This window comes from Bradyrhizobium sp. P5_C11_2 (assembly GCF_054049755.1).
The window spans coordinates 1-18557 of sequence record NZ_JBFULT010000078.1 but is presented as its reverse complement, the minus strand read 5'-3'; the positions used below and the strand labels follow the sequence as shown (position 1 = coordinate 18557).

Annotated in this window: 17 protein-coding genes; 3 read left to right on the top strand and 14 right to left on the bottom strand. The window is 64.2% G+C overall.

What is annotated here, in order from left to right; all coding sequences use genetic code 11:
- Window positions 1-144: 144 nt before the first annotated feature.
- From ACXJL8_RS11010 to ACXJL8_RS10985, 6 genes are all read right to left on the bottom strand, one after another.
- Complete coding sequence (locus ACXJL8_RS11010) at window positions 145-708, bottom strand: cyclic nucleotide-binding domain-containing protein (RefSeq protein ID WP_456621639.1); 564 nt, start codon at window positions 706-708, stop codon at window positions 145-147.
- 93 nt (window positions 709-801) lie between these two features.
- Window positions 802-3708: an NHLP bacteriocin export ABC transporter permease/ATPase subunit gene (locus tag ACXJL8_RS11005; RefSeq protein WP_456684986.1), complete on the bottom strand. Its 2907-nt coding sequence runs from the start codon at window positions 3706-3708 to the stop codon at window positions 802-804.
- Window positions 3705-5921 (bottom strand): NHLP family bacteriocin export ABC transporter peptidase/permease/ATPase subunit, encoded by a 2217-nt coding sequence (locus ACXJL8_RS11000; protein WP_456621641.1) that lies wholly within the window; start codon window positions 5919-5921, stop codon window positions 3705-3707. The genes ACXJL8_RS11005 and ACXJL8_RS11000 overlap by 4 nt, the downstream gene beginning before the upstream one ends.
- A gap of 12 nt (window positions 5922-5933) precedes the next feature.
- Window positions 5934-7202, bottom strand: coding sequence for an NHLP bacteriocin system secretion protein (locus tag ACXJL8_RS10995; protein WP_456621642.1), 1269 nt, complete (start codon window positions 7200-7202; stop codon window positions 5934-5936).
- A gap of 338 nt (window positions 7203-7540) precedes the next feature.
- A complete protein-coding gene (locus ACXJL8_RS10990; protein WP_456621643.1) occupies window positions 7541-7720 on the bottom strand; it encodes a hypothetical protein in 180 nt (59 codons plus the stop codon).
- Window positions 7721-7917: 197 nt separating this feature from the next.
- Complete coding sequence (locus tag ACXJL8_RS10985; RefSeq protein WP_456621644.1) at window positions 7918-8469, bottom strand: TetR/AcrR family transcriptional regulator; 552 nt, start codon at window positions 8467-8469, stop codon at window positions 7918-7920.
- Window positions 8470-8586: 117 nt separating this feature from the next.
- Here ACXJL8_RS10985 and ACXJL8_RS10980 point away from each other — a divergent pair, with 117 nt between their 5' ends.
- A complete protein-coding gene (locus tag ACXJL8_RS10980; protein ID WP_456621645.1) occupies window positions 8587-9444 on the top strand; it encodes an oxidoreductase in 858 nt (285 codons plus the stop codon).
- Window positions 9445-9515: 71 nt separating this feature from the next.
- The gene (locus tag ACXJL8_RS10975; protein WP_456621646.1) at window positions 9516-10517 is read left to right on the top strand and encodes an NADP-dependent oxidoreductase; all 1002 of its coding nucleotides are present in this window, start codon (window positions 9516-9518) and stop codon (window positions 10515-10517) included.
- Window positions 10518-10687: 170 nt separating this feature from the next.
- Here ACXJL8_RS10975 and ACXJL8_RS10970 read toward each other — a convergent pair whose 3' ends face one another.
- From ACXJL8_RS10970 to ACXJL8_RS10950, 5 genes are all read right to left on the bottom strand, one after another.
- On the bottom strand, window positions 10688-11032 hold the full coding sequence (locus ACXJL8_RS10970; protein ID WP_456684985.1) for a hypothetical protein: 345 nt from the start codon (window positions 11030-11032) through the stop codon (window positions 10688-10690).
- Window positions 11033-11308: 276 nt separating this feature from the next.
- Window positions 11309-12103, bottom strand: a complete 795-nt coding sequence (locus ACXJL8_RS10965) for an adenylate/guanylate cyclase domain-containing protein (RefSeq protein WP_456621648.1) — start codon at window positions 12101-12103, stop codon at window positions 11309-11311.
- Between the two features lie 194 nt (window positions 12104-12297).
- Window positions 12298-12510, bottom strand: a complete 213-nt coding sequence (locus tag ACXJL8_RS10960) for a hypothetical protein (RefSeq protein WP_456621649.1) — start codon at window positions 12508-12510, stop codon at window positions 12298-12300.
- 1 nt (window position 12511) lies between these two features.
- A complete protein-coding gene (locus tag ACXJL8_RS10955; RefSeq protein WP_456621650.1) occupies window positions 12512-12736 on the bottom strand; it encodes a hypothetical protein in 225 nt (74 codons plus the stop codon).
- 617 nt (window positions 12737-13353) lie between these two features.
- Window positions 13354-14025: a hypothetical protein gene (locus ACXJL8_RS10950; RefSeq protein WP_456621651.1), complete on the bottom strand. Its 672-nt coding sequence runs from the start codon at window positions 14023-14025 to the stop codon at window positions 13354-13356.
- Between the two features lie 146 nt (window positions 14026-14171).
- Here ACXJL8_RS10950 and ACXJL8_RS10945 point away from each other — a divergent pair, with 146 nt between their 5' ends.
- The gene (locus ACXJL8_RS10945; RefSeq protein WP_456684984.1) at window positions 14172-15068 is read left to right on the top strand and encodes a LysR substrate-binding domain-containing protein; all 897 of its coding nucleotides are present in this window, start codon (window positions 14172-14174) and stop codon (window positions 15066-15068) included.
- 23 nt (window positions 15069-15091) lie between these two features.
- On the opposite strand, the gene ACXJL8_RS10940 is transcribed toward ACXJL8_RS10945, so the two are convergent.
- The 3 genes from ACXJL8_RS10940 to ACXJL8_RS10930 all read right to left on the bottom strand — a co-directional run bounded on the left by ACXJL8_RS10940 (window position 15092) and on the right by ACXJL8_RS10930 (window position 18367).
- A complete protein-coding gene (locus ACXJL8_RS10940; RefSeq protein ID WP_456684983.1) occupies window positions 15092-16285 on the bottom strand; it encodes an adenylate/guanylate cyclase domain-containing protein in 1194 nt (397 codons plus the stop codon).
- 109 nt (window positions 16286-16394) lie between these two features.
- A complete protein-coding gene (locus tag ACXJL8_RS10935) occupies window positions 16395-16979 on the bottom strand; it encodes a HutD/Ves family protein (RefSeq protein WP_456621654.1) in 585 nt (194 codons plus the stop codon).
- 239 nt (window positions 16980-17218) lie between these two features.
- A complete protein-coding gene (locus ACXJL8_RS10930; RefSeq protein ID WP_456621655.1) occupies window positions 17219-18367 on the bottom strand; it encodes an ABC transporter substrate-binding protein in 1149 nt (382 codons plus the stop codon).
- Between the last annotated feature and the right edge of the window lie 190 nt (window positions 18368-18557).

Here is an 18557-nt window from a genome sequence, read left to right as displayed (position 1 = left end):
GCTTCATGCGCTTGAGGGTGAAGGTACCGCCGGATCGATTGGCGAGCGATACGGCAGATGCCGTATTTTCGTCGTCGGTCACGAGGACGTGTCGAAAGGGCCCCCTTCGAAAGGCGCTGCCTTCGAAGGGATTTGCCTTCGATCTCAGGATCCGGCGCCTTTCATCGCGACCTCCTCCACGAGCTTGAGCAGACGGTCAAATCGCTCGCCCGCGATCGACACCTGGTCGAGCACGGCAGGATCAAGCTCGTCCTTCAACCGCGTCGCTTCGTCCCCCAGTCCGGTTTCCTGCTCACCATAGGCCATCCTGCGCTCGGTGGCGCGCAGCCGGTCCGACAGCAGGATGGCGAGAGCGCGATAAAAGCGGCTGGCAAAGGCGTGGTCTCCCGCGAGCTTTCGCAGCAGGACCTGCTTGTCCAGGAACAGTGCAACCGAATCGACCTTGGCAGCCACCGTGGCCGAGGGCGGCGCGGAATCGACCAGCGACATCTCACCGACGAAGTCGCCCGCCTCGAGCTGGGCGATCTCGCCGATGCCGGACACGCTCACGCCCATTCGTCCCTGCAACAGCAGCACAATCGACGAGATCGGCACGCCCTCTTCGATCAGGACCTCCTGTCGCCCGATGCCGCGGCGGGAGCCGGTACGGGCCATCCAGTCGATGTCGGAGTCGTTCAGCACGCCGAATATGAAGAGGACCTTGCGCATATCGGTGATCCCTAAAGCGCGTCATCGCGCTTTAGCTCCTTGTTTGAGCATGATCCATTCGGAAAACCGCGGCACACTTTTCCGGATCATGCTTCAGATCAGTTGACGTTCCGCGAAATCCGCAAACAGGCCCGGCTGCGCCATCAACTCGGCGAAGCTGCCGGTCTGCACGATCCTGCCGCCGCCCAGCACGACAATCCGGTCCGCCGACCGAACGGTGCTGAGCCGGTGCGCGATGACGATCCGTGTCAAATTGAGCCTCGATATCGACTCGCTGACGATGGCCTGGGACCGGTTGTCGAGCGCACTGGTGGCCTCATCCATCAGCAGGAGCCGCGGCCGATGCGCCAGCGCCCGCGCGATCAGCAATCGCTGGCGCTGGCCGCCCGAAAGCGTGTTGACGCCCTCGGCAACGAGCGTCTGCATGCCCATGGGCATGGCCTCGAGATCACGGTCCAATCCCGCCAGCCGGGCGATCTCCCAGGCCTGGTCAATCGACAGACGGGCTGTGCCGCAGATGTTTTCATAGACGCTGCCGGAGGCGAGCCTGGAGTTCTGCAGCACGACCCCGACATCGCGGCGCAACAAGCCGAGGTCGATCGTCTCGAGCGACTTGCCGTCGACAAAGATCACGCCGGATTCCGGCTTCTCGAACCCGAGCAGCAATCGGAACAGTGTCGACTTGCCGCTCCCCGACGGACCGACAATGGCGAGGTATTCTCCTGTCCCGACACTGAGGCTGACATCGTCGAGGATCAGCGGCCCGCTCTCGCCATAGCGGAACGACACGTTGGCAAACTCGATCGAGCCGCTGATCTCGCCGACCGACTTCCGCTCGTCACTGATCTYGGTCGGCGTCGAGATGATCGGCTTGATCCGCTCGATCCTCGGGATTGCGACCAGCAGTTCCCCGATCGCCAGCGCCCACTCGCCGACCGCGGCGAGCGACAGACCGAATGCCGCATAGAATGCCAGGAACGTCCCAAGCTCGTGCACCGGCCTCGCGCCGGACGTGGTCTGGGCCAGGGCAAAGATGAGCAGTGTCGCCAACGCAGGAAACGCCGCATCGAGGCTCTTCTGGAGGTTTTGCGCACGCTGCGAGGCAATGAAATGGCGCTTCTGCTCGGAAAAGCGCTCGACCCAGATCGAGAGCGCCTGCATGGTCGCGTTCGCAATCCGCAGTTTTCCAACGCCGGTGAGGAGCTGTAGAACCAACCCCTCCAGCCATCCCTGAAGATGAAGGCTCTCGCGCTCCTCCGACAGCCGGACCAGGCTGATCGCGACCACCATTGCGACGCGCAGCATGGCCAGCGCGGCGGCCAACAGGCCCAGCCTGATGTCGAGGGCGAACATCACGGCAAAACTGAAAACGCAGGACACCAGCGCCAGAAATCCKCGAATGGCGCGGCCGGTGACAATGGTGCGGACGGCTTCGACACCAAGCGTGCGGTCCGCGAGGTCGCCAACTGAGAAGTCGCGGAAGAAAGCGGTCGGCATCCGCAGCAGGCGGTCGACAATTGCCGCCTGCACCACAAAGTCCAGCCGGCTCTCGAGCCGGAGCATGGCGATGCCTTGCATCATCTGAAATCCGCCGGCCACCAGCGTCACGACACCGAGCGCGATGGCGCAGATCAGGAGCTGGTCGACTTCCGCGCGCGGGAGCACGGAATCGATCAGCAGCTTGGTCACGAGCGGCGTCGCCAGCGCGAGAAGGCCGAGGCACAGGGCCGCCAGCATGATCCGCAGGACATCGCCCCGGACCGTCGCGGCGCCGAACTTCAGGAGATCGCGAACCGTCAGGGCCCGCGACGGCAGCGGGCGATAGAACATCACCGCCTCGGGGGCCAGTTCGGCGGCGACGGCCCGCGTCAATTCGCGGCGCGTGCCGGCGCCGGGGTCGACGATGATGTGGCGGCCGCCTGCCTTGGGGAGGATCGCGACGGCCCGCCGGTCTTCGCCAAGGAACGCGACGAACGGACCGGCACTGTTGGTCTGCCAGTCCGCGCGCAGCAACAGGCGCCGTATTCGCACCCGCGACGCCGCTGCGATCCTCACGGCGCGCGCAAGATCGTCAGCGTCCGACGCCATATTGGCGGGAGCCTGGAGCGAGAGGCCCATGGCGGCTCCAACCTCCCGGCAGGCGGCGAGCAGACGGCCGGCCCCTTCCGCGCCGGGCTGCGATGCTTCGGACCCGGCCGTGATGATGCCGGCAAGACGGCCGACAATGCTGGTCCGGCGCTGCCGGTTGAGACCTGAGCGCAGGCTCAGGCGCCTGGCCTCCGCCAGGGTGTCCTCGTCGATCCTGCGACACAGGCTCTCCATGACGCGTCCATGGAAGCGATCGAGCGCGGCCCAGATCTCGGCAAGCGAGAATGCCGTGCTCTCCCGAACCTCCAGGGTCGCGGCCTCGCGGGCAACGATCCACGTCCCCGGCGGCATCGGCGAGGGCCCCTCTCCGGGGCCATGGGGCTGCGGCAGCTCCATCACGCCGATGGTCCCATGCGCGATTGCGATCCAGCCGACCTGGCGGCCGGACAGCCGAACAATGTCGCCGGATGCCAGCGCGTATCGCGAGCCGATCGCGGCCTGCTGCACGACCGCTCCTTGAGGAGAGGCCGCGATGATTCCCGACACAAGCGCGGTCCATGCGTCGATCGCGTCCCGATCCGCAAAACGGCCACGATGATCGACCACGGCCTCGGTCTCCAGACCGCCGACCGCAATCACGGCCACAAAATTCCCGTTTCCATCGCGGATAGCGGGCAGCCCGAAAACGACTGCGCCCTGCTCGACCCGGAACAAATGATGCCGCCGGCTCGGCTCGCCGCCGGCACTCTGCCTGACTGCAAACAGGTCGACATAGCCGCGCACGATTTGCAGCACGAGATCAGCATCATTGATCGGCAAAGGTCGATGGCTCTCGAGTGCGACCGGGCTTACCGCCGCGCCTTCGCGCCAGGGCGGCGTTTCGAGCGAGGGAGGCTGGTACGCGCTGCTCATTCGCTCGACACCAGCTGAACATATTCACCACCCTCGGCGAGCAGCTCCTGATGCGTCCCCCGCTGCACGATCCGCCCGTTGCTCATCACGAGGATCTCGTCGCAATCGCGAATCGTGCTGAGCCGGTGGGCGACGATGATGCAGGTGCATCCCCTGCGCCGGAGATTGTCGTCAATCGCCTTTTCGACGATCGGATCCAGCGCCGAGGTGGCCTCGTCGAGGACGACCACGGAAGGATTGCTCGCCAGCGCCCGCGCGATCTCGAGCCGCTGTCGCTGGCCGCCGCTGAAATTCCTGCCATCCTCGGCCACGTGGCAATCGTAATTGCCGGCGCGGACGGCGATGTCTTCATGGATCAGCGCATCCTTGAGCGCCCGCGACACGCTGGCCTCAGCCACGGTGTCGTCCCAGAGTGTGAGGTTGTTGCGGACTGTCCCCTCGAACAGCAGGATCTCCTGGTCGATATAGGCGACCGAGTTGGTGAATATCTCCTGGGGAATCTCGGTCATCGACCAGCCGTCGAGGCGGATGTCGCCGGACCATGGCCGGTAGAGGCCGCTGACCAGCCGCCCAATGGTGGATTTGCCGCTGCCCGATGCGCCGATCAGGGCCACCCGGCAACCGGGTTCGACGACCAGCGAGAAATCCTCGATCAGCGGCGGCTCGAGCGCCGAATAGCCGAACGAAACGTCGTTCAACTCGACCCGGCCTGACAGTTTTGCCGGCATGCGGGCGGGCGCACGCTCGATCGGCACCAGGGGACGGGCGGGATAGTTGAAGACGTCTTCGATCCGGAACAGATTGCCCTTGATGGCCAGGAAGGCCGTGGTCTGCTGCACGAGTGCGTTGATCGGCTCGACCAGGCTGGTGAGCAGGGCCTGCAAGGCGACAAGGCCGCCGATGGTCAATGCGCCATCGACGATGCGCAAGCCGCCCACCCCCAACACGATCGCCACGGTCAATCCGGTCAGGAAGATCGGGCAGGTGTCGAGGAAGGTGGAGTAGACGCCGAGATCACGCTCGGCGTTGAGGACCTTGGCCTGAAACCCCGCCCAGCGCGCGAAGGCGTCGTCTTCCAGACCGCCGGCCTTGATCGTCTCGATCGTGCGGATGATCTCGATGGTGCCTCCATTCAGCTTGGCACGCTCGATGGTCAGCTTGCGGTTGAGATCCTCGCGCTGGCGCGCGACCAGCCTCAGGACGAGGACATTGAGGAGAGCCATGGCGATGCTGATCGCGGCCAGGAGACCATCGTAGAACGCCATCGTGACGGCGATGAAGACGACCGAGATCAGGTTCAGGGCATTGGCGGCCACCCCGTTCGAAAGCAATTGCGCGATCTGTTCGCTGGCGGCGATTCGGTTGGCGAGGTCGCCCGAGTGCCGCTGGGTGAAGAACTCCATCGGGAGGGTCAGGACGTGCCATAGCAACTGGCTGACCATCGTCACCGTCAGCTTGGTCTGGATGCGCAGCAGCAGCGACTGTTGAAACGCCGTCATCAGCGCCCGCGCCAAGGCTGTCATCGCCATGCCGATCAGCAAGGGCGTGAACCAGCCCTCGACATGCTTGATCAGGACGTCATCGACAAAGATTTTTGCGAATGCCGGAACCAGTATGGTGGGGACCACGAGCGCCATGCTGAGCGCGACCAGCAGCAGCACCGCCCCCAACGAATTCGACAGCCGCCGCCTCAGCAGCGGAAAAAAATCGGGCTCGCGCCCGCCCGGCTTGAATTCGGGTCCCGGCTCCATCGCTAGGACGACGCCGGTGAAGGACGCATCGAACTCATCATGGCCGACCTTGCGACGCCCAACCGAGGGATCGTTGATATAGGCGCAATCCGCATCCAGCCTTTCGAGCACCACGAAATGGTTGAAGTTCCAGTGGATGATCGATGGCATCGGCAGCTCATGCAGCGTTGCCGGCTCCTTCCTGAACCCCTTTGCCGTCAGTCCGAACTGCCGCGCGGCCTTCAGCACGTTGCTGGCCTTGCTGCCATCCCGGGACACGCCGCATGCTTCGCGCAGCCTTTCCAGCGGCACCCAGAGACCGTGATGGGCCAGGACCATCGCGAGCGAGGCCGCGCCGCATTCCAGCGCTTCCATCTGGAACACCGTGGGCGTGACCCAACGCCGCCGCATGCGCCCGATCCGGTTGCCGAGGCGAGCGAAGAAACCCCGCTGGCCGTCGGTTTGCTGCGATGACGCGGTCATGCGCTGGCGATCCTAACCGCCAATTCCGGTCAGCCGCCTCGTCAGCGGGATCACCAGATCGATCGGCCGCTGCTCGCGCGTTGTGACCTCGGCGCGGGTCAGCGTGCCGCTCGAGAGCTGGATCGGCGGCCCCTTGCCGGAGGTCCAGCGATACAGGCTGAGGGTTGACGGGTCGCGCTCCAGGGCCACCTTGGCCGCATAAGGCGCGCCGTCCGCGGAGAAGCGCTTGACCAATGCATCGTTGTGCAGATCCGCCAGCATGCCCTGAGGCGTTACCGGAAAATCCGAGATCGCCACGACATGGCCGACAATCGCACCGTATTCTTCCCGCTTGATCGTGGACGGCTCGATGCGAACCTCCATGCCCGGCCTGATGGTCTTGCCGCGGTCCGGCGGCATGTAGATGGTTGCCTCCAGGACCTGTCCCGCGATCTCGATTTCGATCACCGGCGCACCAACGGCAAGCACCGCGCCACTGGACACCTTGAGTTCGACGACACGCCCGTCAACGGGGCTGAGAATTTGCGATCCGCGCTCCAGCTCGGCCGCAAGCTGCTCAACCACCCGCCTGGAATCATTGACCTTGAATTCCGACAGCATGCGATCGCGCTCACGTTGGCTCTGCAGATCCAGCCGCTGCGCGTTGAGCTTGAGACTATCGTTGCGTGCGTCTGTGATGCGTTCCCGCGCGTTGTTGAGCTCGACGCGACGGTCCTCGAGATATCTGCGTGTGACAGTTCCGTTCGCCGCGGCAGGCTCGAGCTTCGCCACTTCATCCGTGAGGTAGGCGGTGCGCTTCTCGGCAGCCGCGATCACGCTGCCAAGACCTGCTTCCTGAGCCGCATAGTTGGCAAGCTTGGCATCGATCTCCCGCGAGATCGCACTGGTGAGCTCCGCATGCTCGCGTTCGCGCTCGCGCAGGACATCTCTCGCCTGCCGAAGCCGCTGCTCGGTCTCKGTCTGGACGACGCGGGCGATCACCTGATCGCGGCGGACGGCATCGCCGATGCCGACATCGAGCGAGGCCAGCTTGCCGCTGACAGCGGATACGGCATCGACCAGGCGACCGCCGCTGCTCAGCAAGATGCCATCGCCGGACACCCGGGTCGGGATGCGGCCGAGCACGCTCCAGGCCACCAGCACGACCAGTCCCAGCGCCAGCGCCGCCGCGGCCATCCAGTCGAACGGGCGCGTGACCCCGACGACATGGTCGAGCTGTTCGGGATTCGAAAGCCGCTCGATGGCCGCTTCCCGAAAGATTCGTTCCGTCCCCCTTTTCACAGAGGCCCCCGCAAATGCCGAACCCACTTCGAGCCAACTCGATTTGGCAGGAACGTTTTCGCTTTTTCAAGCAGATATTGCCTGCCCGCGCGGGCAAAGCTTTGATCGCCCGCTTTCCAAGCCGGTCACGCTATGAACCCTGAGGTCAGATAGTCGGAGGGACGACTGCGGTTTTAGTGGTGCTGTTCGGGGCCCGACATTGCAACCCCACGCTCACTGCATGTCCGCTCTTCCAGGAATGGATAGAGCGGACATGGCTATATCGAGATTTACCATTTCCGGACCAATGCGCGGCGGCAGAGGTGACCTCTTCGAGCCGTCGTCGGCTCAGGTGCCTTCTAGCCCCCCTTGCCATAGGTACTGAACGGCCGCCAAGTGCCGCCGGAAACATCGTCCAGGGACTTATCGCCGAGCGCATCCTTTTCAGACGTCAACAAGGTCTGGGAACTCTTGTCCGGAGCGGCGTCCGCGAGGCCCTCAGCTTCCCCCTGTTTATTCGCATCTTGCGCAACGGTCATATTCCATCTCCGGTTTCATCGATGCCAAGCGTCTCAAGCGAATGCTCGAGACGAAATTCGCCCCCGAGACAGAGCTTCGTATCTTTATCTCCGCCGCTCTGCGATACGGCAGATGCCGTATTTCGTCTAAATCGCAAGGGATCACGGTGCACTCAATGGCTTTCGCCGGTTCGACGACCGCTGAATTGAGTGCACTGTCACCCCGCCAGCGAATTCCTCGTCGCGCGAAGAATATCATCCGATAGCTTGGGATCGTTCACGGCCCGGGCGAGCACAAGGGCGCCGACCAGGGAGGCGGTGGCCGCGAGCGCCTTGTCCTCACGCTGGCGCGGCTTCAGCCCGGACGGCATTCGGCTGCTCAGCAGAGCGATCATGCCGCGCACGCCGGCGGTGAAACGGTCCCTCACGCCGCTGCTTTGGCGTGACACCTCACAAGCCAGGGCGGCAAAGGGGCAGCCGCTTGCGGGATCATCGCGATGCGCCGGCGAGAGGTATTCCGAGACGTAGTCGTCGAGCGCAAACACCTCGGGCAATTCCTGCCCTTTCGCACTTATCGCATAGGCCACCGCTTCCTCGACCAGCCGCTCCTTGGAGCCGAACTGACTGTACAGGCTGCCGTGGGTCATCCCGGCCGCCTCGGCGAGCGCGTCAACACCGACGCCGGAGATGCCGTGCTCCCGCATGAGGCGGGAGGCGGCCTGAAGAATGCGCTCGCGATTTTTGGCGGCCTGTTCCTTTGAAACGCGCATGTCGCTGGTCCTGGGGGCACGGGGTCTTGACAATTATAATTACGATCGTCATCTATATCAATAGTTACGATCGTAATCAAACAGATTTTGGGACCAATTGTCAGCCCGGAGAAGCTCATGAACAGGATCACATCAAAGATCGCACTTGTGACCGGCGCCTCGTCCGGGATCGGCGAAGCCACGGCGGAGCGGCTCGCGCAAGCCGGCTACAAGGTCTACGGCACCAGCCGGCGGGGAGCCCAGGCCGGCAGGCCATCGTTCGAGATGCTGTCGCTCGACGTGACCAGCGATGAATCCGTCGAAGCCGCCGTCAGCGAAGTGATGCGGCGCGACGGCCGCATCGATCTGCTCGTGAACAACGCCGGCTTTGGGGTTGCTCCCGCGGGGGCGGAAGAGAGCTCGATCGACCAGGCGAGAGCGATTTTCGAGACCAACTTTTTCGGACTTGTCCGGATGACGCGCGCCGTCGTGCCACACATGCGGCGCCAGGGGAATGGCCGCATCATCAACATCGGCTCCGTGCTCGGCTTTCTGCCGATGCCTTATGGCGCGCTCTATGCCGCAACCAAGCACGCGGTGGCGGGTTATTCGGAATCACTCGACCATGAACTGCGCACGAGGGGCATCCGGGTCTCGGTGATCGAGCCTGCGTACACCAAGACGCCATTCGACGCGAACTTCATGGAGCCCGATGCCAAGCTCGATGCGTATCGCGAGGCGCGCGCGGGCGTGACCAGGAGGGTGAACGAGGTGATGGCCACTGCCGAGCAGCCCGGTGTCGTGGCCGAGACCGTGCTGAAGGCGGCGAGCGCGGCGCGCCCGCAGCTCCGCTACGCGGCCGGTAGCCTCGCGAAGCGCCTGCGATTTCTGCGCAGATTTGCGCCAGCCGGCCTGGTGGACGCCGGGATTCGCAAGGACCTGCGGCTTGATGCGCCGGCGGCATCGCAGCCCGCGCGCACCGCGCGGGCCTTCTGACCGCGCGCAACCGGCGCACGCGCGGCCTCCTGCCGCCGCCACTGCGAAGAACCTTCGGACCGAGAGGAAAAATGCGAGCTCTTACCTTCAAGCGTTACGGCAAGCCGGATCAGGTCGCGTTGGCCGACATCCCTCGGCCGACGCCCGCGCCGAACGAGATTCTGGTCCAGGTTCACGCCGCGGGCTTGAACCCGATCGACAACATGATTGCGAAAGGGACGTTCAAGCCCATCCTCAAGTTTGATCTGCCGGCCACGCTGGGCAGCGATCTTGCGGGCGTCGTCGTCGAGGTGGGAAGTCGGGTGACGCGCTTCAAGCCGGGCGATGCCGTCTTCGCCAGCATCTTCGATCTCGGAACCGGCGCTCTCGCTGAATTCGCGCGCGTGCCGGAGGATGCCGCCGCGCTCAAGCCGCCAAACCTGGACTTCGTGCAAGCGGCCTCGATCCCGATGGTCGGCCTGACGTCGTGGCAGGCGCTGAGGGAGCGAGCAGGTCTCAAGCCGGGTCAAAAGGTGTTCATCCCCGCAGGCGCCGGCGGTATCGGCACGTTCGCGATCCAGCTCGCGAAATATCTCGGAGCAAAAGTGGGGACGACGACCAGCACAGGGAATATCGACCTGGTGCGCAGCCTCGGGGCTGACGAGGTGGTCGACTACAAGAAACAGCAATTCGAGGAGGTGCTGCGGGACTACGACGCCGTGCTGGGCACGGTCAGGGGCGATGCGCTCGAGACATCGCTTCGGATCCTGAGGCCGGGAAGCACGATTGCTTCGCTCATCGGGCCCCCGGACACCGCGTTCGCGCGCGCCCGAGGGATGAATGTCTTCATGGTGCTGCTGTTCGGACTGCTGAGCCGCAAGATCATTCGCCAGGCCGGCAAGCGTGGCGCCGCCTATTCGTTCCTGTTCGTGCATCCCGACGGCAGGCAACTCGCCGAGATCGGCGAGCTTCTCAAGGCGGAGCGCATCCGGCCGGTGATCGACAGGGTCTTCCCGTTCGAACAGGCGAAAGAAGCGTTGGCCTATCTCGAAATGGGGCGAGCCAAGGGCAAGGTCGTCGTCCAGATGAGGTAATGGCGTCGATCCGGCCGCCGCGGCTGCCGCGCGAAGTCCAAAGCGCGACGGCAGTATCCACGGGCACCATCGGCCCCCCAAGCGTCCCGGCGGCACGCCCCCGGGGCGCCAAGCCCGCGAGATGGGCCGACAACCCCGCAAAGCGCGGGGACACTCCGTCATTCCTGGGATCACGCGGGATTTGCGCGACTGACCGCCTCCGGCGAGCGCATTTTGAAGATTATTACCCCTCCGAGGGAAAAATAACGGCCCGGTGACGCCTGACTGACGCCGGCAACGACGGCGGCATGGTTCCTGGACGTCAGGCAACCATCGTGGCGGACATTGGCGTCGAGCGAGAAGCCGATGACCCAGCCGGCTTCGGCAGCTGCCGACACCAGCGCCGTGTCAGCGGCTTGTTGCGCGCCGGCGACCACGCCCGAGTTGGAGGATTTTGACGACATGCCATCGCAAGCTTTGCAGACAAGGACGCCCGCAAGGGCGCAAGCCGCAGTTCCCGATCGGGCGCCGGTCATGCCGGTAACGGGGTTTGCCCCAGGTGATGATGGCCTGGGCGTCCGCGCGATCGTCGGCCTGCCCGTCACATGGTGGCAGCGGTCTCGTTTCAGGGCAGAGCTGCGTGCGGATCTCAGGGACAAGCGAGATTTTCTCCGCGACATCGGTCTCGGCGTGCACGAAGCGCAAGCCGAAGCGTCCCGGTTTTTCTGGGAAGCCGTRATCCTCAAGCGCCGATAGCCCAACCTCGGCAATCATTGCGGGCCCGCCAGACCGGAACGCGAGCCGGCCTCCCCTCAATGCTCCACCCGGTACAGCCGCCATCGCTCCGGCACGCCCTTGAGCTGGTGAACGCCGTGATCCCTGAAGCGGATGTCGGACTTCGACATCAGCTCCTTGACCGCGCTCGAGACCAGGACTTCGCCGGCACGCGCCTTGGCGGCGACGCGCGTGCCGATGTGGAAGGCGAGACCGACCATTTCGCCGCCGCTGACCGTGTACTCGCCCGCATGCAGCCCCACCCTGATCTCGAGCCCCAGCGTGCGCACGGCCTTCTGGATCGCGGTCGCGCAACTGACGCCGGCGGCCGGCGCCTTGAACGTCGCCAACACGCCGTCGCCCGTGGTCGTGACTTCCTTGCCGCGCGACGTCTTCAGCTCCTTGCGGACGGCCGCGTAATAGTGGCCCATGATTTTTGTCCAGCGCGCATCGCCGAGCTTGGCGGCCTTTTCGGTGGAGCCGACGATATCGACGATCAGGATGGTGGCGAGTGTCTGTTTGAGGTCGGCACTACCGGCGGCGGAGCGGCGCCGGTTCGCAATGGGTCCGGCCAGCGGCTCGTAGCGATGGTTGCGTCGCCGCGCGATCGCGGCCTTCGCATAGTCCTGGGCACGCTGCGCCGTGCCGCACCGGACTGTCTTCTCCTGCGGCAGACGGGTCCAGTAAACCTTTCGCCCGTCGCCGGCGCCCTGGACCTCAACGGCGCCCCACTTCAGGAACACCGCCGATCCAACCCGCCTGACACACCACGCCTTCGACGTGTATCCGGAAACGTTGGACTGATGGACTCCGATACGAAGGAATTTCGGCATGAAGGTGCGGCCAATCGATGGAACGTTTGGGCGGGCCTGGCGCCAAACGTAATCGCACAATCCAGCGTTGGCAACAGGGCTCCCGATCGAAGATTTGCCGATGGCTTCCGCCTCAATTCGCAATCACGATCAACCCGACGTCGTCGCGATGGCGGGCGCCCGGCGCCCGACACCTCGCATCCTACGCTCGCATCCTACGCTCCCCTGCGCGCCTCCTGCCTGCCGATCGTGCAGCGCCACGCCGCGAGACGCTCGGCCGGATGCTGCGCCATCCATTCGGCGAGCTGCGGCGCACCCATCAGGCAGGATTGCATGGTCACTTCGGCGAAGTCCGAGGTCGTGACGATCTGCTCGTGGCAGTCTGCCGGAGACGAGAGACTGCAGAGCACGGCAATGATCTTGATCATGTCACGACAGCTCCTTCGACCAGTCGTATTCCGTTCTGACGGCCGAACGCGACAATGCCCTGGCGGCATCGACGCTCGAAGCCTTCGCGGCGCGCCGCTGATAGTCATTGGCCAGCATCTCGAGCCGGGCCGCGACCGCGTCGTCCGTCATGGTCCGGGCCGCGCGGAGCAGGCTCTGCGCCGTCTCCAGATATTCCTTGCCTCGTCGTGACATCTGCATCGTCATAGGATCCTCGCGCGGTTCTCGGGAAGCATGCCCAAAGCGATCGGGAATCGACCCATCCAGTCGCGGTCGGCCTGCCGGCGCGCCGTGCAACGTTCGACGCACTTTTTCGAGCAGAGGGGCTTCCGCCAGGAGTAGTAGCGGACCAGGCCAAACTTGCCGTCGCACACGGCACAGCGCCCGGTTCGACTGCGAAGATCTTCGGAACAGTTTGGCATTGGTGTCTCCTCTCGAGGTCGCGTCCGATGTTGTCGATCACCTTTTCCGTTACATCGAGGCAGCCGCATTGACCGTCCTCGACGAAATCGAGCGGCACCAGTCGTATGGCCGCCAGTGCAATCAACATAGGAGTCCTGCGCGGAGATATCTTTCGACAAGGCGACCGATATTCCCCATCCGCACGACTTGCGGCGCGCGCATGGTGGCGTCCGCGGCAACCGTGCGATTGCGCAATCGGCGCCCGCTCGACAGCGGCGCTCCGAATGGCCGCTGCACGACGCACAGGAATGTGGTCAATGAGGATTTTCGTTCAGGGTGGCCATCGCCTGACGTGTCGCGGTCATGGTATCGGGAGAGACACGGATCGACCGATCACGCGCTCGCAGTCGAACGGACGCCTTTTACTTCCGCACCAGCGGAATCTGCAGATTGGTGGGGCGGTTCTGCTCGGTATCGAAGCCGCGACCGTCGATGTTGCGCGCGCCCCAGAACAAGAAGTCGCCCCGGAGATAGACGAGGTCGTACTCCATAAAGTTCGTTGCTTCCTGGAGACCAAAGGGAGCAAAGGCCTTTCCGAATATGCTCTGGGTCGAATTGACCGCCCAGGGGGCGTATCCCGCGGACGCGACCTTGTTGAGGATGTCGGCGAAGCCTTGCGCAAGCGGCGTTATCTCGTAGGTCTCATCGGCGACGAAGTCGACCTTCTGGGCGGCCGGCGCAATCGGATGCGGACCACGCCACAGCATGTGCCCGCCGATCCTGATCCGCACCAGCGGCACGGCACCATAGGCGTCGGCTGAATTGACGATCTCGAGCTCGAATCGATCCGACGGCAAATAGCTGAAGGCACGCTTGAGATAGAACGGCTTGAGCGTACCGTCGGCATTCTTGCTCGCGCTCGGCCGCACCTCCGGCGCGATGCTCTCCCAGGTTCCGAGCATCGCCTGCTTGATCTTCGTGACGTCTGTTTCCATGTCTGTCTTCGCCTGGTTGGAGGGAGATTGCGCCGCCGCTCCGCCGCATCCTGTCATCGCCAGAACGAGGCACAGCGATACCCAAATGCCCTTGAACATGGGCAGGCTCCGTTCGGTTCACGTACAAGCAACGATGGTGCCCTGCCTGTCAGGCAGGCCCCTGCAGGCGTGCTATACGGACCGCTGGTCTTGCTGGAAAAGACTTTGTAGGCTGGCCCCATGCCTGCAAGACATGGGAGACTGGCATGGAGCTCCGGCATCTCCGCTACTTCGTCGCCGTGGCCGATGCCGGCAGTCTGACGGTTGCCGCCGAGCAGAAGCTGCACACGTCCCAGCCGTCTCTCAGCCGGCAAATCCGCGACCTCGAACAGGAAATCGGGGTTCAGCTGATGCATCGCGGCGCTCAAGGCGTCGAGCTGACGCCGGCCGGCAAAGCCTTTCTAGAACATGCACGAATGACGCTGCTTCAGGCGGAAGCGGCAAAGGAGGCCGCGGTGCGAGCGGCTCAACCCGCCAGGCCGGCATTCGCTCTCGGCTTTCTATCGGGCGCGGAAATCGACCTGCTGCCCGAGGCGAGCCGCGTGCTTCGGGAGGCTTTTCCCGACATCGACATCCGCCTGTCGAGTGATTACTCACCTGTGCTCGCCAAGGCCCTGATGAGGCGCAAGCTCGATGCGGCCTTCATGCGACCGGAAGAGAACATGGGAGACCTCGCCTGCACGCGCGTGCGCACGGACCCTCTGGTCTTCGTTTTTCCAAGCGACCATCGGCTGGCATCGCAAGCCGCCGTCGCACCGCACGAGATCATCGACGAAAATTTCTATCTTCCGTCCAAATCGGCACCCGCGGCGCGACACGCCGTTCTGGAATATCTCAACCGGGCAGGCATCGATCTCAAGCCCGAACGGGAGGTGCACAATGTCGTGCACGCGATATCGATGATCACATCGACGCGGGCGGTCATGTTGTTGCCGGCCTACACGAAGCGCTATCTGCCGGAGTCGATCACCACGCGGCCGGTGAAGGGAGACGTGCCCACGCTCGACCTCGTCATCGCCTACCACAAGGCGAACAAATCTCCGATCCTGAAGCTGCTTCTCTCCAAGKCCGGCAAGCTGGCCGGGGCGGCGGCCCAGGCCTGAACCGGAAACCGGGAGGACCGCCCTCAGCCGGGATACGCGAACAGCTCGATCRCCTCGCTAAATCCCCGCACCTCGTATTCGCCCAACCGCTCCAGCTCGAACTCCCGCTCGACCAGCTCGGCGAACGCACGCGACAGCAGCACGGGTCGTCCCAATTGCTTGGTGAGGGCTTCGAGACGCGAGGCCATGTTGACGGCGGGACCGATCACCGTGAAGTCGAGCCGGGTGCTCGACCCGATATTGCCGTACATGACGTCGCCGACATGAACGCCGATGCCGTAGTTCAGCGGCGCGCGGCTGGTCGCGCGGTTCCTGTCGTTCAGGGCGGCCATGGCCTGACGGGCCTCGGTCACGGCGTGCAGCAGGTTGGCGCAGGCGTTGGGCGCGCTGAGCGGAAAGATCGCGAGCAGGCCGTCGCCGATGAATTTCAGGATCTCGCCGCCGTGGCGCGCGATCGGCTCCGACATCGCGTCGAAATAGTCGTTGAGGAGATCGATGACGTCGTCGCGCGGCCAATTGTCGGAGATTTTGGTGAAATCGCGCAGATCGCAGATCATGATCGCGGCGCGCACCGTGGTGCCGGTGCCGCGCCTGGTGGCGCCGGCCAGGATGAGCTCGCCGGCGTGAGCGCCGACATAGGTCTCGAGCAGCGTTCGCGCCAGACGGTTCTTGATGCGGATTTCGCTGACCAGCGCCAGCACCGGCAACAGCTTCTTCAGCGCGGCGATATGTGCCTCGTCGAAACCGCCGGGACGGTCGGTCGCGAAGGTGACGAGATGACGCTTGCCGAGGGTGTGATAGAGCGGCCACGCCACATAGTCGGTCAGGCCCTTCGTCCGCATCTCGTCATAGAGGGCATGCTTGCGGCCGAGCGCCGGATCGCGCTCGAGATTCTCGCGCACTTCGGTCGCACCCTCGAACATTTCGTTGGCGGGACTGCCGATGAATTCGGAGCGCTCGCGCACGTCATAATCGACCCGCGCGATCTCGGCCTCGCGCATGCCGTCGGACCACATGAAGCGGGCCCCCAGCCATTGCGGATGATGGATCAGGACATGAAGCGTCGACCGCTTCAGCGGAATGCCGGCCTGCTGAAGGCGGAGACACATCTGCGCAAAGATGTTGTCGATGAAGCGCTCGTCGCGCGTGCCGTTGGTCAGCCAGTCGACGACGCCGTCGGACAGCGTCGTGGGGGGATTTTTGTCTGGCGCGTTCATATCCTGCCCCTTCGCGGCGGTCTGCACAGGAGGAGATATCGTGCGCAGGCCGGGCCGCGTCAACCTGGCCAGTTGCCCGGATTGTGCGCATCGGCTCGGCGATTGCCGTCTAGCCGGCGAGCCGGATTGATCCCAGCACCGCCAGCCCCGAGACGAGTGCGAGCCTGGACGCCTCGGTCAGCTCGACCTTCAGCGTGCTGCCGTCGGGGATGACAAACTCCTCGCTATTGAGGCGAATGCTGCAATTGCCGGAAACCGCGTAAACGAGATGCGTGCCGGCAAATAATGGCCGATCGCCGGGTTCCCTGAGCGCCAGAAGCTCGATCTCCGCCGCACCGCGCCGGGCCATCAGGTTCACGACCTCGACGGGGCCGGCCTCGAGCTCGGTCACGATGTCGAGTTCGCCGGTGAAGCGCACGGTCGTGAACGGCTCGCGCTCGTCGAATTCCTGTCCCGGTGCCTTCAGCACCAGCCCGCGCCCAGCGATGACCATCTGCAAGCGGTCGATGCCCGGCATGTAAGAGAAGGGGCCGGGCGCCACGATCGGCGTCGCGGCGAAGCGCCAGAGCAGGCTGTCCCAATCCTTCACCGGGGAACCGGCACGATGGGCATCCGCGATATCGGTGAAGACGCCGCCGCCGTTCTTCCAGGGCGACCGGGTGTAGTTCTCGGATGTCAGCAGCGTGGTTTTCATGTCTTGGAGACCGTCGGGAAAGGCGAGCAGACCGATATCACAATGAACGAAGGCTTGCGATCCCCGAGCCTCAAATCGCGTCGTCGTCCTGGCGAAAGCCAGGACCCATTACCCCAAATGTTCGTTGTCGAAGCGAGCGGCAGCCACACCGTCTTCCAACAATATTGGACGGTGATTATGGGTCCTGGCTTTCGCCAGGACGACGTTGGAAAGTGTCGCACCATCCGGGTTATGCGCCCTCACTCCCCCTTGCCGCCCTTCAGCTTCGGCAGGGTCTCGACGATCTTCTGCTTGCCGTCGACGATCTCGGCCAGGAAGCTGGCGCGGTCGATGTCGCCGTTCTGGTCCCAGCTGGCTTCCATCAGCATGCCTGGGGCCTTGTCGGGCGTTAGCGTCAGGCCCTTCATCGCAGCACCGAACGCCTTGCTGTCGAACTTGCCGATCTTTTCAGTGACGTATTTGACGAGATAGACGGCGGTGTAACCCTTGATGCCGTTGTGGTCGGGCCGGTACTTGTAGCGCTCGCTGAACTTCCTGGCAAAATCCTCGATCGCCGGCACCGGCGCATCGGCGCTCAGGCCGACATGGCCGCGCACGCCGTTCGCCGCCGGGCCGGCGAGCTCGACCACCTTCTGGCTCAGCAGCGTGGTCTCGCCGAACAGCGGCGTCGACAGTCCCTGCCGCTTCGCCTCGATCAGGAAGCGCGCGCTCTCCTCCTCGTTGGTGTAGACGAAGACGGCGTCGGCCTTGGCGCTCTTGAGCTTGATGACGTCAGAGCCGAAATCGACCTGGCCCTGCTCGGTGGAGATATCGGCGGCGATCTCGATGTTGCGCGCCTTCATCTCTTTCAGAAAATTGTCGTGGCCGCCCTTGCCGAAATCATTGTTGACCCAGACCAACGCAACCGTCTTCACCTTGAGCTTGTCGTGCAGGTAATTGGCGATCTTGGGCATCGAGAATTGCTGGCCGAAAGCGGTGCGGAACACCCACGGATTGCCCTGCGTGGTGATGTCGGCGGCTTCCGCGCCGACGATCTGCGGGATCTCGGCCGCCTGCGTCAGCGCCATGTTGACCTTGACCGAGCCGGAATAGATCGGCCCGAGCACGACATAGGGATCCTTGTCCAGGATCTTCTGCACCTGCGCGCGCGAGACGCCGGGATTGCTCTGGGTGTCGAGATGCTCGCTCTGGATTTTCCGACCCAGAATGCCGCCGGCATTGTTGATCTCATCGACGGCAAGCGCGACGCCGTCGCGCCAGTTGGTGCCGGACACCGCACCGGGTCCGGACAGCTCGACGACGTCGGGAATGTAGACGGTCTGCGCCTGCGTGGCGCCCGCCCATAGCGATGCCGCGACGGCGATGATCGCCCCTGCAAGATGCTTCATGACGTTCTCCCTCCCCTTTGCTTTCGTTGTTATGATTGTTCCGCAGCGCCGTCGAAGCCGAGCAGTCTTGCCGGCGTTCGCCATAGCAGGCGATGCTGATCGTCGGCGTTTGGAAACAGCCGGGGCAGCAGCGCGAGCAGCGGCCCGTAATCGAGCCGTTCGGGCGCGCGCAGGAACGGATAGTCCGAGC